Annotated in this window: 14 protein-coding genes, 1 pseudogene and 1 riboswitch; of the genes and pseudogenes, 8 read left to right on the forward strand and 7 right to left on the reverse strand. The window is 48.3% G+C overall.

What is annotated here, in order from left to right:
* Nucleotides 1-77 precede the first annotated feature (77 nt).
* From OGY83_RS23870 to OGY83_RS23885, 4 genes and pseudogenes are all read left to right on the forward strand, one after another.
* Nucleotides 78-620, forward strand: coding sequence for a fimbrial protein (locus tag OGY83_RS23870; protein ID WP_194210616.1), 543 nt, complete (start codon nucleotides 78-80; stop codon nucleotides 618-620).
* Nucleotides 621-733: 113 nt separating this feature from the next.
* Nucleotides 734-1417: a fimbria/pilus periplasmic chaperone gene (locus OGY83_RS23875; RefSeq protein ID WP_286637045.1), complete on the forward strand. Its 684-nt coding sequence runs from the start codon at nucleotides 734-736 to the stop codon at nucleotides 1415-1417.
* Between the two features lie 12 nt (nucleotides 1418-1429).
* Nucleotides 1430-3910, forward strand: a pseudogene (locus OGY83_RS23880) (fimbrial biogenesis outer membrane usher protein).
* An 11-nt stretch (nucleotides 3911-3921) separates the two neighbouring features.
* Nucleotides 3922-4881, forward strand: coding sequence for a fimbrial protein (locus OGY83_RS23885; protein ID WP_286637046.1), 960 nt, complete (start codon nucleotides 3922-3924; stop codon nucleotides 4879-4881).
* A gap of 46 nt (nucleotides 4882-4927) precedes the next feature.
* Here the strand turns inward: OGY83_RS23885 and OGY83_RS23890 are convergent, their stop codons facing one another.
* The 4 genes from OGY83_RS23890 to tssD form a co-directional block, all read right to left on the reverse strand.
* Nucleotides 4928-5260 carry an RcnB family protein gene (locus OGY83_RS23890; protein ID WP_016150637.1) on the reverse strand — a complete coding sequence of 111 codons (333 nt, stop codon included), beginning with the start codon at nucleotides 5258-5260 and terminating at the stop codon, nucleotides 4928-4930.
* Between the two features lie 268 nt (nucleotides 5261-5528).
* A complete protein-coding gene (locus OGY83_RS23895) occupies nucleotides 5529-5969 on the reverse strand; it encodes a Shiga toxin A subunit (RefSeq protein ID WP_139762580.1) in 441 nt (146 codons plus the stop codon).
* A complete protein-coding gene (locus tag OGY83_RS23900; RefSeq protein ID WP_286637047.1) occupies nucleotides 5970-6338 on the reverse strand; it encodes a tlde1 domain-containing protein in 369 nt (122 codons plus the stop codon).
* Nucleotides 6338-6832 carry a type VI secretion system tube protein TssD gene (tssD, locus tag OGY83_RS23905; protein ID WP_079937721.1) on the reverse strand — a complete coding sequence of 165 codons (495 nt, stop codon included), beginning with the start codon at nucleotides 6830-6832 and terminating at the stop codon, nucleotides 6338-6340. The genes OGY83_RS23900 and tssD overlap by 1 nt, the downstream gene beginning before the upstream one ends.
* 295 nt (nucleotides 6833-7127) lie before the next feature.
* Nucleotides 7128-7224, forward strand: a riboswitch (TPP riboswitch).
* 31 nt (nucleotides 7225-7255) lie between these two features.
* Between tssD and thiM the strand changes: the two genes are divergently transcribed.
* Genes thiM through OGY83_RS23920 form a run of 3 tightly spaced genes read left to right on the forward strand, consistent with a single transcriptional unit; the run spans nucleotide 7256 to nucleotide 9630 of the window.
* The gene (thiM, locus tag OGY83_RS23910; RefSeq protein ID WP_286637048.1) at nucleotides 7256-8044 is read left to right on the forward strand and encodes a hydroxyethylthiazole kinase; all 789 of its coding nucleotides are present in this window, start codon (nucleotides 7256-7258) and stop codon (nucleotides 8042-8044) included.
* Nucleotides 8041-8841 carry a bifunctional hydroxymethylpyrimidine kinase/phosphomethylpyrimidine kinase gene (gene thiD / locus OGY83_RS23915; protein WP_286637049.1) on the forward strand — a complete coding sequence of 267 codons (801 nt, stop codon included), beginning with the start codon at nucleotides 8041-8043 and terminating at the stop codon, nucleotides 8839-8841. Before thiM ends, thiD begins: the two co-directional genes overlap by 4 nt.
* Before the next feature lie 42 nt (nucleotides 8842-8883).
* A complete protein-coding gene (locus tag OGY83_RS23920) occupies nucleotides 8884-9630 on the forward strand; it encodes a GntR family transcriptional regulator (protein WP_192465720.1) in 747 nt (248 codons plus the stop codon).
* Here the strand turns inward: OGY83_RS23920 and OGY83_RS23925 are convergent.
* Genes OGY83_RS23925 through OGY83_RS23935 form a run of 3 tightly spaced genes read right to left on the reverse strand, consistent with a single transcriptional unit; the run spans nucleotide 9604 to nucleotide 12844 of the window.
* Nucleotides 9604-10569 (reverse strand): PfkB family carbohydrate kinase, encoded by a 966-nt coding sequence (locus OGY83_RS23925; protein WP_286637050.1) that lies wholly within the window; start codon nucleotides 10567-10569, stop codon nucleotides 9604-9606. The genes OGY83_RS23920 and OGY83_RS23925 overlap by 27 nt on opposite strands.
* On the reverse strand, nucleotides 10566-11570 hold the full coding sequence (locus OGY83_RS23930; RefSeq protein WP_286637051.1) for an ADP-ribosylglycohydrolase family protein: 1005 nt from the start codon (nucleotides 11568-11570) through the stop codon (nucleotides 10566-10568). Before OGY83_RS23930 ends, OGY83_RS23925 begins: the two co-directional genes overlap by 4 nt.
* Nucleotides 11567-12844 (reverse strand): nucleoside permease, encoded by a 1278-nt coding sequence (locus OGY83_RS23935; protein WP_003027315.1) that lies wholly within the window; start codon nucleotides 12842-12844, stop codon nucleotides 11567-11569. Before OGY83_RS23935 ends, OGY83_RS23930 begins: the two co-directional genes overlap by 4 nt.
* A 252-nt stretch (nucleotides 12845-13096) precedes the next feature.
* Between OGY83_RS23935 and fbaB the strand changes: the two genes are divergently transcribed.
* Nucleotides 13097-14149 (forward strand): class I fructose-bisphosphate aldolase, encoded by a 1053-nt coding sequence (gene fbaB / locus OGY83_RS23940; RefSeq protein WP_191228445.1) that lies wholly within the window; start codon nucleotides 13097-13099, stop codon nucleotides 14147-14149.
* The last annotated feature ends 12 nt before the right edge of the window (nucleotides 14150-14161 follow it).

The raw sequence follows: 14161 nt of genomic DNA on the forward strand, positions 1-14161 counted from the left end.
ACGTTTCTGATGTGCGAATTTAAATTCAAGAGTTAAACCTCTTAACAAATAGAAATTATTTTATTAAGGAAGATACTATGAAACGTTCAATTATTTCTGCTGCTATATTGTCTGCTGTATTTATGAGCGCTGGGGCGTTTGCTGCGGGTACCGAGACAGGACAATTAACAATTACAGGGAAAGTAACGGGAGCACCATGCACATTCGAAACGGGTGGAGAATCTGTAAGTATAAATATGCCTACGGTACCAATCAGCGTTTTTTCAGGAAAGTCTATATATTCAACGTATGACGATGCAGTTGGGGTGACGAGTGACGTACTTAAAATCAAATGTAACGGCAATACGTCCAATCTAAAGCTTTCATTAATTAGTGGTGGTAAAATCACTGGTAATGACAAAGCAGTTAAAAGTGGTAATGACACTGTAGGTTATTACTTATATTTAGGCACGGAAACTACAGAACTTGATGTATCTAAACCATTAGACATTTCAAGTTATGAAACTACCGAAGGGAATTATTCAATACCTTTTAGCGCTAAATATTTGAAGCTAACCAATGATGATGTAACTGCTGGTGATGTTATTTCAAGTTTAGTTCTGCGCGTTTCTGAAGATTAAAATCATGTCGGCGACATTGTCGCCGACAATTTTATCACTTAGCTAAGGACAACGATTTTTTTTACGAAACTTACAGACTGTAGAGATTAAAATTAAGTATAAGAGGCATTAAAATGAAAGGACTCACAGTCATACTCATTGCATCTATAGCCCTGCCTGCGCATGCGGGAATTGTGATCTATGGTACTCGCATTGTTTACCCGGCAGAAAAAAATGAAGTCATGGTACAGCTGATGAACCAGGAAAATCGTTCTTCACTGGTACAGTCATGGATCGATGATGGTGGTACATCGTTACCGCCGGAAAAGATACAGGTACCTTTTTTACTAACCCCTCCGGTAGCTAAAGTGGCAGCAAATTCAGGTCAGCAGTTAAAAATTAAAAAATTACCAAATATGCTGCCAAATAATAAAGAAAGCCTTTTTTATCTCAATGTGCTGGATATTCCACCGAACAATCCGGACAGCGCAGGAAAGAATGTACTCAAGTTCGCGATGCAGAATAGAATTAAACTATTTTATAGACCTAAAGGTATCTCGCCAGTTAATAAACATACGTTTCAAAAACTGTCTATGAAACGTAGCGGCGGTATTTACTCCATTAAAAATGATGCCGCTAACTGGATCACGGTGACGGAAGTAAAAGCTAACAATGTCAAGATCAATAACGAAAGTATTATGCTTGCACCGCTCTCCAGTGCAGATGTGGCGTTAAAAAATGCTAATGCCAATCAATATAAAATGACCATTATTGACGATCACGGTAATTATATTAGCGATAACGTCAGCCTAAAATAACAGGAGCTGGTTATGTTAAGGATGACTCCGATTGCTTCGGCGGTATTACTGTTGCTACTCGGTATTGATGCTCATGCCGCAGAAGAAACGTTTGATACAAATTTTATGATGGGTGGAATGAAGGGGGAAAAGATTTCTGATTTTCGCCTCGATGATAATCAACCACTACCTGGCCAATATGATATTGATATCTACGTCAATAAACAGTGGCGTGGTAAGTATGAAATTACGGTTAAGGGTCATCCTGACGACACCTGTTTATCCCGTGACGCATTAACGCGTCTGGGTATAAATATACAAGCGTTGGATAAGGAGAATGAATGCCCAACTTTAAAGCAGGCGGTGCAAGGGGGGAGTTATGCCTGGAATATCGGCACGTTTCGCCTGGATCTCAGCGTTCCGCAGGCCTATGTCGATGAACTTGAGCAAGGATATGTTCCTCCTGAAAACTGGGATCGTGGCATCAATGCCTTCTATACCTCGTACTATGCCAGCCAGTATTACAGCGACTATAAAGATTCTGGTAACAGCAAAAGTACCTACGCGCGTTTTACCAGCGGGTTAAACCTGCTGGGCTGGCAGCTGCATTCTGATGCCAGCTATAACAAAACCGATGACAGCAGCGGTGAGTGGAAAAGCAACACCCTGTATCTGGAACGCGGCATCCCGCAAATTCTCGGAACGCTGCGTGCCGGGGATATGTATACCTCATCAGATATTTTTGATGCGGTGCGCTTTCGTGGTGTCCGTTTATATCGCGACATGCAGATGCTGCCGAACTCCAAACAAAACTTCACGCCATTAGTGTAGGGGATCGCGCAGAGTAACGCGCTGGTCACTATCGAACAGAACGGTTTTGTCGTTTATCAGAAAGAAGTCCCACCTGGCCCGTTTTCTATCGCCGATTTACAGCTTGCGGGCGGCGGTGCGGATCTTGATGTCAGCATTAAAGAGGCTGACGGATCGGTAACAACCTATCTGGTGCCCTATGCTGCGGTGCCCAATATGCTGCAGCCTGGCGTGTCAAAATATGATTTTGCCGCTGGACGCAGCGATATTGAAGGCGCCAGGAACCAGACCGATTTTGCGCAGATGAGCTACCAATATGGGCTGAATAATCTGTTAACGCTGTACGGCGGTACCATGCTGGCAGATAACTACAATGCGTTTACGTTGGGTACCGGCTGGAATACACGTATCGGCGCGATTTCTGTCGATGTCACAAAGTCCCACAGTAAGCAGGATAGCGGTGATGTGTTTGACGGGCAGAGCTACCAGATTGCCTATAACAAGTATTTGACGCAAACGGCCACCCGTTTTGGCCTGGCGGCGTATCGCTACTCTTCCAGAGACTATCGTACGTTTAACGATCACGTCTGGGCAAACAATAAGAATAACTATCATCGTGATGAAAATGATGTGTATGACATTGCGGATTATTATCAGAACGATTTTGGTCGTAAAAACAGTTTTTCGGCTAACGTTAGCCAGTCTTTGCCGCAAGGTTGGGGTTCATTCTCGCTCAGTACGCTGTGGCGAGACTACTGGGGGCGTAGCGGTAGCAGCAAAGATTATCAGCTGAGTTATTCCAATAGCTGGCAACGGATAAGCTATACCTTTTCAGCTAGTCAGACTTACAACGAGGATCATCACGAAGATAAGCGTTTTAACGTCTTTATCTCTATCCCGTTCGATTGGGGAGATGATATTAGCGCTCCACGAAGACATTTGTATGTATCTAACTCAACGACCTTTGATGATGATGGTTTTGCGTCTAACAATACCGGGCTTTCCGGTACCGCAGGAAGTCGCGATCAGTTTAATTACGGCGTGAATCTCAGTCATCAACGGCAGGGCAGCGAAACAACGGCGGGTGGTAATCTGACGTGGAATGCGCCAGTTGCCACGCTTAATGGTAGCTACAGTCAGTCGTCTAAATATACGCAAGCTGGCGGCAGCATTTCGGGTGGTCTTGTGGCCTGGTCAGGTGGCGTGAATTTAGCCAATCGATTATCAGAAACGTTTGCCGTGATGCATGCGCCGGGTCTGGAAGGGGCGTATGTGAATGGGCAAAAATATCGCACCACCAACCGCAATGGCGTAGTGGTCTACGATGGCTTAACGCCTTATCGTGAAAACCACCTGACGCTGGATGTGTCCAATACCAATAGTGAAACCGGCCTGCAAGGCAACCGCCGCAGCGCCGCCCCTTACCGCGGGGCGGTAGTACTGACAAGGTTTGATACCGATCAACGTAAACCTTGGTATATCCGGGCACAGCGTCCCGATGGTTCACCACTGACGTTTGGTTACGAAATAGAGGATATTCATGGACACAATATCGGCGTGGTGGGCCAGGGAAGCCAGCTCTTTATTCGTACCAATGAAGTGCCGCTGGAAATAAAAGTGGCGGTCAATAAACAACAGGGACTTTCATGCTCAATCACTTTCGGCAAAACGATTGATGAAAGTAAAGTTTATATTTGTCGGTGAGGGACGGTAGTATGAAATTGTACATATGTATATCTATGCTATTTATTTCATTCTATTCATTTGGCGCATGCAGGATGAATGTTGGGAATAACGAGCGCATTGAATTAAATGTTGAGTTTGAACCTGTGGAAAATACAGCGGAGAAGAGTATAGCATTGAATTTCAAAAATGACTTCAATTGTCGATTATCTTCGGACAACATGAATCTCCATAATAATATAAAAGGAAATACATACTCTGTTAATGGTATCCGTTTCAATATTGATACTGTGGGTACAACCGGTTTCCCTGTAACTGATCTTCAATATGATGTTTGGAGTGGGAAGACTAATTCAGTGAGCAGCATAAATAAGACGATGACATTATCATTTAATTATGAACTAAGTGGTCGTAATACTCCTTCTACAAAACAAGAAAGTGAAACTCTTTTGATTAAAGATGCTTTCGTGATAAATTCAGAGAAATGTCCAATATTTGGATGTTGGATTTTTGGATCCGAGAGTAATTATAACGTTGATCTTAATGTTTCTGTAAAACATAGAAAAACAACCTGTAAATTCTCTTCTTCGGACTATTTTATCAAAATGGAAGATGTTACGGTACAAGAGTTAATATCAGGGAGTAAAAAAAGAAGTGGTATAGAAAATATTGTACTACAGTGTAATGATATAAATGGATTAGCAAGTAATCCAGTATCAGTGAGGATTGCTGATGGAGATTGGGATGCTGATGGTTCGGTATTGATTAATACAATTTCATCAGGTGGAAAAAATGTAGGGTTTAAGTTATTTAGAGGTGCCGAATCAACAAGCTTACATAAAAATGACTCATTGTTGTCTATCAGTAAATACTCATCGTTGAGTACTGAGTATACCTTTCCAGTATCAGCAGAATATGTTTTGCTTGGCGGTGGAAAACCGACTGTAGGAGAAATATCAAGCAAGGTTATTTTCAGAGTTGATTATCAGTGACATATTGAAAACCAAGCACTCTCTGTATTCAGAGAGTGCTTGGTTTTTACCGGTGATAAAAAATCTCGCCATCGTAGGCTTTAATGATCTTTGCATCGGCATCATTGACCAGCACATACGCGCCGCCCATGTAGGTCCAGTGGGTGCCTGCCGTCGGTGCGGGTAGGTTGCGCAGATTCCACTGTTTAATGGTGTATTCTTCAGTGAGATACAGTGGTGGAACCTTGTCACCGGGTTTGAAATGGGTGAAGTCAGCAATAAAGCTGCTCAGTTCATACTTATCGATACCGGTGGGGGCAGCTGTTGCGGTTGGCGCGGCCCAGACGACGCTGCTTGCAAGCAGAAGTGCACCTAGCAACATTTTATTCTTCATACCCATCCTCTCTACCTCTTCGGGTCATCAAAATCAGTCATGTATCATTCCTGGCATACCGGATGTCTGACAAGCACTATTTTGTGATCACTCCAATAATTTCGTAAAAAGTGTAAATGAAAGTACAGAATTGCAGCAACCTTGACCAGTAGTTTCGCAATAGGGGCGGTACAGCCGATTCATTCTGTTCAGCTTTGTGGCTGTTCTATGGCTGATAGCCATGCATTCTTTCATCTTTAGATAATAGGGGCTGTTGCTAACCCCATTATTAATATCAAAATTCTCTTGATAGGGTGATGTACCCGTTGAACCTAACTGAACACTCGTCTTTGTTCATCAGACTTGAGGCAATGAATACATCTTTCTTACCGTACTTATCGGTGTAGGTATATTTAGCTGTAATGGACTTCACTTCATTATCATAATAGCTTGAAAGATAAATGTTTTTGTACTTATCTTCTGTTTTATCCTTATCAGGATCTTTATCAAAGTCCATTCTTGCTAGTTTCTCAGCGTACATCCGTGAAATAGGGGTAATATCAAGCACATCTACCTTTGCTTTCATTTCATCAACAGTAGATGTATCTATATTCAAGTTCTCTGCTAACTTATTGAATAATACGGATTCCATCGCAGCACCAACTGATGCACAACCATCATTTTTTGCAAATGAAAGAATAGGTATGAAGGTTATAAGGATTAATAATTTTTTCATTTAATCCTCAACTACCAGAATCTTATCAGAGCTATCATTGATCTCTTTACGACCAGCCAGCCCTAATATGATGCATCCATCCGAGGCACTAAGAGGATGTGCTGAACTATTACCGTGTATGATGAAACCATCACGCCCGCACATCTGATTTTCAGGGTAAGGCGTAAGGCGTATTGTGTACGCTTTTGTCTTATGGTGATAGAAAGCAAGGCCGATAGTGTAGGTTCCTCTAGGAAGTGGCCCCTTTTCACTCACGCACTCGTTAGCTGAATCATTCTTAAAACCTGGTCTACCTGAATACAAGGCATCAAATTGGTATGTACCATTCAGATAGAAGCTATGAGAACTTACTTTGTATACCCAAGTCATTACGCCGCCTCCTTGCTGTCGTTCCATGAATCGGAGTGAATTATGTTCCCGTCCAGATAGAGCCATGTGATCTTTTCGTAAGCTAAATAGAATGCCTCAATGTGATTTCGCTTTTCATATGTTGGATTCTTGACATCAAACATAAAAGGTTCAATCTCATTGACCCTTACATTATCCATTGTCACTCGAAAATATTCTTCTTCCAGCCCGTTGTGGTTGATATGGTAGAACTTCAATACCGCTTGTTTGAATATCCGTCCACTGGATACACCCTGATAGAGGTAAGGCGATGAACAATCTACCTCTTTCAGTAAAAAATAATCTCCATGCTTCCTCTTAGCTGTAATCTTTCCTGTCAGTGGATCAGTAGGTAGCTCTACGTTATGCATCAGTTCCACAATTTCAATAGAACCTTCTCTACCATGTACATCAACCGATCCTTTAACCTGATTTCCTACATCGTCTGTAAGCCATAGATAAACAGGTATTGCCATATCAAAATCCCTCTTAGTTAGTGTGGTATCGGTCGTTATCATACTCTTGCAAAATGGGAATAAGAAATGAACACTTCTTGTAACGCTATAAAAATAAAAGATATTTTAGTAAAATTAATATTCGGATTTACTAGGGCTTAACTCATTGAAATGCAGTTAACGGGATAATGCCTAAAGCGGGGCAAGACGTATGACACAAAAAGAGATACACCTTTGCGGGGTGTTATGGTGTATATTGACTCCAGATTAAATTAATTTTTCAGCCATAAGTTCCTGTAAAATTAAAAGAAATCAATTCAACGACTCGGGGTGCCCTTCTGTATGAAGGCTGAGAAATACCCGTACCACCTGATCTGGATAATGCCAGCGTAGGGAAGTCTGACACTGCTCGTGTCCCTTCTTCGCGCGGGCAGGAGCTGAACCATGCAGCCTGACCTGCACAGCCGCGCGCTCGCGGCTCACACTTTGCACCAATTTAGAACCCTTTCCCCGCTCACACACTGTATGACCAATGAGGTCGTGCAAAGCTTTACGGCCAATACATTACTGGCGCTGGGCGCATCACCTGCGATGGTGATCGAGCCTGAGGAAGCCAGCCAGTTTGCGGCTATTGCCAGTGCCTTGCTGGTTAATGTCGGCACCTTAACTCAGGAGCGGGCCACGGCGATGCGTGCCGCAGTTGAGCAGGCTCATTATACTAAAACCACGTGGACGCTCGATCCCGTTGCCGTAGGCGCGCTTGAGTTTCGCCGCCGCTTCTGCCTGGAATTATTGTCACTACAGCCTGCTGCTATTCGTGGCAACGCTTCGGAAATACTTGCTCTGGCTGGCATGAACGGTGGAGGACGCGGAGTGGATACAACCGATACAGCTGCTGCTGCGCTTCCGGCAGCGCAGGCACTGGCTCGTCAGATTGGGACCATTGTCGTGGTTACCGGCGAAGTTGATTACGTCACCGATGGTCAGCGTACACTTTGTGTGGACGGCGGTGACCCGTTGATGACTCGCGTGGTGGGCACTGGATGTGCTCTTTCAGCGGTTGTTGCGGCCAGTTGCGCTTTACGTGGTGACAGACTTGATAATGTCGCCTCCGCCTGTAGCTGGATGAAACAGGCTGGGCAAATCGCCACACAACAATCAAACGGACCGGGTAGCTTTGTCCCGGCATTTCTCGACGCCCTCTATAACCTGAACGCCCAGGAGCAAGCATGAAACGGATTAACGCATTAACGATCGCCGGAACCGATCCAAGCGGTGGCGCGGGTATTCAGGCTGATTTAAAAACCTTCTCGGCGCTGGGCGCTTACGGCTGTTCGGTTATCACGGCGTTGGTGGCGCAAAATACGCGCGGGGTGCAGTCGGTGTATCGTATTGAACCTGACTTTGTCGCCGCACAACTGGACTCGGTGTTGAGTGATGTGCGTATCGACACCACAAAAATTGGTATGTTGGCGGAGACGGATATTGTTGAAGCGGTCGCCGAACGTTTACGTCGCCATCGGGTACAAAATGTGGTGCTGGACACGGTGATGTTGGCGAAAAGCGGCGATCCGTTGTTGTCTCCTTCGGCTGTAGAAACGCTGCGTACCCATTTGCTGCCGCAGGTTTCGATTATCACCCCTAATTTACCGGAAGCGGCGGCGCTGCTCGGGGCATCGCATGCACAAACTGAGCAGGAGATGTTAGAGCAGGGAAGGGCACTGCGGGCGCTGGGCTGCGAGGCGGTATTGATGAAAGGCGGTCATCTGGAGGATGCGCAAAGCCCCGACTGGCTCTTTACCCGTGAGGGAGAGCAGCGTTTTACCGCACCAAGGGTGATGACCAAAAACACCCATGGCACCGGTTGTACGCTATCGGCGGCGCTGGCAGCCCTGCGTCCGCGCCATAACAACTGGGCCGATACCGTACAGGAAGCCAAACTGTGGCTTTCAGCGGCGCTGGCACAGGCCGACACGCTGGAAGTTGGCGAAGGAATCGGTCCGGTGCATCATTTCCACGCGTGGTGGTAATGGGTATACTGGCTGCAGAAACGGCGGCCAGGAAAAAGATAAATGGAACAAGCGCATACCCAACTTATCGCACAACTGAATGAACGTATTTCAGCGGCGGATAACACGCCGCTGTATATGAAATTTGCGCAGACGGTGAAGAATGCTGTGCGCAGTGGGATCCTGGAGCATGGCAATATCCTGCCCGGAGAGCGCGATCTCAGCCAGTTGACCGGCGTTTCGCGAATTACGGTACGCAAGGCGATGCAGGCCCTGGAAGAAGAAGGCGTAGTGACGCGCGCCCGTGGTTACGGGACGCAGATCAACAACATCTTCGAGTATTCGCTAAAAGAAGCGCGTGGTTTTTCACAGCAGGTGGTTTTGCGCGGTAAAAAGCCAGATACGCTGTGGGTCAACAAGCGTATTGTGCCTTGCCCGGAAGAGGTGGCTCAGCAGTTGGCTGTTGCCGCGGGGAGTGACGTCTTCCTGCTCAAGCGCATTCGCTATGTAGATGAAGACGCGGTTTCTATTGAAGAGTCATGGGTTCCTGCCCATCTTATCCATGACGTGGATGCCATCGGCGTTTCACTGTATGACTATTTTCGCAGCCAGCATATTTTCCCGCAGCGCACGCGCTCACGCGTTAGTGCCAGAATGCCGGATGCGGAGTTCCAGGCGCACATTCAAATGGATAGCAAAGTGCCGGTACTGGTGATCAAGCAGGTAGCGCTTGACCAGCAGCAACGGCCTATTGAATACAGCATCAGTTACTGTCGTAGCGATCTATACGTTTTTGTGTGCGAGGAGTAGCTCCTCGCTCGACGGGGCGCAATCGCCGCCGCGATGCCCAACTACCCAGGACGCCACCGCGTTACCTAGCAGCACTGAGTCGGCCAGCGTCCAGCCAGACGCCAGTCCGGCCAGCATGCCGCCGGCGTGGCTGTCTCCCGCGCCGATAGTATCAACGACCGCCGTTGTAAATGCCGGTACGCAGCCGGATGTCTGTGCGCTGAAATACCATGCGCCGTCTTTATCGTGACGCACGACCACCGGTGCGGTGAAACGCTGCACCCATTCTGCGCCAAAACCTTCTACATCGTGACTCAATGCAAACCGCTCGGCAGCAATTTCCGCCTCCTGACGATTGAGGGACACCAGCGGACGGCAGGCCATAATTCGTGCCATTAAGGGTTCGGGAATGTCGCCGATGCGCGGGCCAAAATCGATAAACGGCGTTACGTCTTCCAGGCCTTCCAGCCACTGCACCAGCAGTTCACCGCACGGGGACGTTAGCTGGTAACCCGAGAGATAAACCAGACTATCGCGTGGGATCTCCAGCTGTGCCAGCCAGTCAGCGTTCCACTGATTCTCAACGCCGCTAAAAGACATAAAGGTACGCTCGCCATCCGGCTCCACCAGCGCCAGACACCAGCCGTTATCACCTTCGGCGTTGTCGATCTGGCTGTGCAGTCCCTCTTTTGCCATCCGGTTGCGGATGATGTCGGCCCACACTCCCTGACCAAGTGGTAGAGCATTGCAGGCGTCGATACCTAAACGCTTGAGCGCCACGGCAATATTGAGCGCGCAGCCGCCAACGTTAACACCTTGCTGCTTGAGCTCGATATCACAGCCGCGCCAGGGGAGGGCATACGCATCGGCAATGACATCAATCACCGCCGCACCCACCACCGTTACTGGCCGCTGTGTACGTAACTGCGAGAGAAGTTGTTGCAGATGCGAGTTGCTCATAGCGCCTCCCGCTGCTCACGCAGTCGCATTAACCCACTGGCGTAGCGGGTAAAGTCCAGCTGATTAACCGCATCCAGTTCATGTTTTAATACCGGGTTAATCGCACTTACGCCATGGAGCGCGCCACAAATGGCGGTTGCCATCGCCCCGATGGTGTCGGTATCGCCGCCGAGGTTCGCGCACAGAATGGCGCAGCGGTTAGGATCGGTCTGCGCCAGTTCAACCATGGCGATGGCGCAAGGCACGGACTCAATAGTACTGGTTCCGGCACCTACAACCTGATACAGCTGCTCGCAGGCAGACTCAGTGCCGTCGGCATTACGGACGATTTTCAGCGCCAGTTCAAGGCGTGCAGAAAGTGATGCGCTAAAGGTAGTGATCCGTTTTTGCTGCGCATGCAGGGCAATGGCAGGGAGCGCGTCGACAATCTCCGACCATGTTCCTCCGTCGATGGCGCGCGATACCGCCCACGCGATCACAACTGCGCCAGCGATAGCCAGATCCGATTTATGTGTTGGGCTGGAGGCCAGTGCCACATCATCGATAAAGGCATCAAGATCGCGGGCGGGAAGCAGGCATCCCAGCGGGGAAACGCGCATTGCCGCACCGTTGGTCACGCCGTTGTTTTCAAGTTCAGAGACCGGTTTGCCGTCACGAATGGCTTTCAACGCAATTTTAGAGGTCGGACCAAGCACGTTTTTATTAAAGGCATCAAATTGCTCGGCCCAGGCCAGAATATTGCGACCAATAACGTCTGGCACAATTTCGCCGTCGCATTCAAGCAGGGCATCTGCCAGACACAGCGCCATGGACGTGTCATCAGTGAACTCCGCCTGGTTAAAATAGCAGGCGGCATTATTTTCCGCAGGGCCGGGCAAAAAACGGTCGATCCAACCGAAGTGTGCTTTAACCCGGGTTCTTGGCCACAGTTCCGACGGCATGCCCATCGCATCCCCTAACGCCTGCCCATAAAGAGCACCGAGAATACGTTCTGCTTTCATTTCACTTCCCCTTGTTTCAACGCTACATCGCGATCGTCCACCTTAATGGCGGTGATTTCTTTGTCTGATTCGCGAAAGAAAATCATAAACATGACGGCAATGACGGCAATCATGACTGCGCCAAATCCCCACATGCCAGCCCAGTTAAAGGTGAGACCATTAACCGGTTCCTGATAAGCAAACATCTTTTCCATCATCACGCCGCCCAGACGGTAACCGAGCAGGCTGCCGAACCCCTGACAGCAAAGGGTGATAAGCCCTTGCGCTGCGGTGCGCATGTGTACCGGCGCTTTTTTATCGACATAGATGTAAGCCGTGACGTAATAGAAGTCGTAACTGACGCCGTGCAGCAGAATGCCGAGAAACAGCAGGGCGTAAGTGAAATATTCTTCCGCACCGCCGTAAACGAAAAATCCGTAGCGGATCGCCGCAGTAATAAGACCAAGTAACAATACCTTTTTAATGCCAAAGCGTTTGGTGAAAAACGGTAGCGCCAGCATAAAGAAGATTTCAGAGAACTGGCCCAGCGTCATCCAGCCGGTGGCGTTTTTCATTCCGACTTCTGTCAGGTAGCCGTTGGCGAAGATGTAATAGAACGCCAGTGGCATCGCAAACAGGAAAGAGCAAAAGAAGAAGACGAGGAAGTTCTTATCGCGCAGCAGGATCAGCGCATCCAGACCCAGCATGACTTTGAAATCCATTTTGCCGGTACTTTTTGGCGGCGTATCCGGTAAGAAGAACGCAAAGACGCCCAACAGCGCGGAGCTTCCGGCCGTGATCAGCAAGGGAATATTAGTCGGTGAGATATCGCTATAGCCAAGCATTTGCGGTAAGAAACCGCAGGCTAAACCAGAGGCGATCCAGCCAATCGTCCCCATCACGCGGATGCGTGGGAAATCACGCTCAACGTCCGGTACGTTGGCAAATGCGATACTGTTAGTCAGCGCAATCGTCGGCATATAGGTCAACGAATAGGCCAGTAGCAGCGGGAAGAATCCGCTGAAGGTGGTTTGCTGGGCGGCGAAGTACATCAGAATAGCGCCGACGAACATCAACACCGCCAGCACTTTTTGCGCGGAGAAAAAGCGGTCAGTGATTGAACCGACCAGAATGGGCGACAGGATCGCCGCAATGGCGGTACAGGCGTAGGACCAGCCTATCTCTCCGGCGCTAAAGCCGCTTTTACTCAGCCACAGCCACAGCGGTACAAACCAGGCGCCCCAGATAAACCACTCTACAAACATCATGAACGACAGCTTAACTGTAGTTTTCATCTTTAAATCCTTCATGACAGGTAAGGTACGCGCTGATAGTACCATTCAATAATACCTTTAAAATACCTTTGAGATTAAACTTTGACCGCCTTAACACTATTTTTTCCTGAATCGAGCCAGCAGAAGTTGCTGAAAAGTGCGCTAAAGATGGAAAAAAAGCGCAGTCGGTACCAGGCTTAATGCTGCCCGCAACAAAGCGGGTCAGGACAATCCACATTCCGGTTTCAAATCGGAAATTACGGGAGCATAGCTATGACTGATATTGCGCAGTTGCTTGGCAAAGACGCCGACAACCTTTTACAGCATCGTTGTATGACCATTCCTTCTGACCAACTTTACCTGCCTGGACATGATTACGTCGATCGCGTGATGGTGGATAACAACCGGCCGCCTGCCGTGCTGCGTAATATGCAGACGCTGTATAACACGGGGCGACTTGCCGGGACAGGGTATCTGTCGATTCTACCGGTGGATCAGGGGGTAGAGCATTCAGCTGGAGCTTCGTTTGCCGCTAACCCGCTGTACTTTGATCCGAAGAATATTGTGGAACTGGCTATCGAAGCAGGATGCAACTGCGTGGCATCAACTTATGGCGTGCTGGCTTCTGTCTCCCGCCGCTACGCGCACCGTATCCCGTTCCTCGTTAAAATTAACCACAACGAAACGCTCAGCTATCCGAATACCTTTGACCAGACGCTGTATGCCAGCGTAGAGCAGGCGTTCAATATGGGTGCGGTTGCGGTAGGGGCAACAATCTATTTCGGTTCTGAGGAATCTCGCCGCCAGATTGAAGAGATTTCTGCAGCGTTTGAGCGCGCCCATGAGCTGGGTATGGTTACCGTGTTGTGGGCGTACTTGCGTAACTCTGCGTTTAAAAAAGATGGTGTGGATTACCATGTTTCCGCCGATTTAACCGGGCAGGCTAACCATCTGGCTGCCACTATCGGAGCGGATATCGTTAAGCAGAAAATGGCGGAAAATAACGGGGGGTATAAAGCGGTTAATTTTGGCTACACCGACGATCGCGTCTACACCAGGTTGACCAGTGAGAATCCAATTGACCTGGTGCGTTATCAACTGGCGAACTGTTATATGGGGCGCGCCGGATTAATTAACTCTGGCGGGGCGGCCGGCGGCGACACCGACCTGAGCGATGCAGTGCGTACGGCGGTGATTAACAAACGTGCGGGCGGCATGGGGCTGATTCTGGGGCGTAAAGCGTTCAAGAAAACCATGGCCGACGGCGTTAAGTTGATTAACGCCGTACAGGACGTTTATCTGGACAGCAAAGTCACTATTGCCTGATCCCTCGGATTG

It is taken from the genome of Citrobacter sp. Cpo090, assembly GCF_030332665.1.
GTDB classification, from domain to species: domain Bacteria; phylum Pseudomonadota; class Gammaproteobacteria; order Enterobacterales; family Enterobacteriaceae; genus Citrobacter; species Citrobacter portucalensis.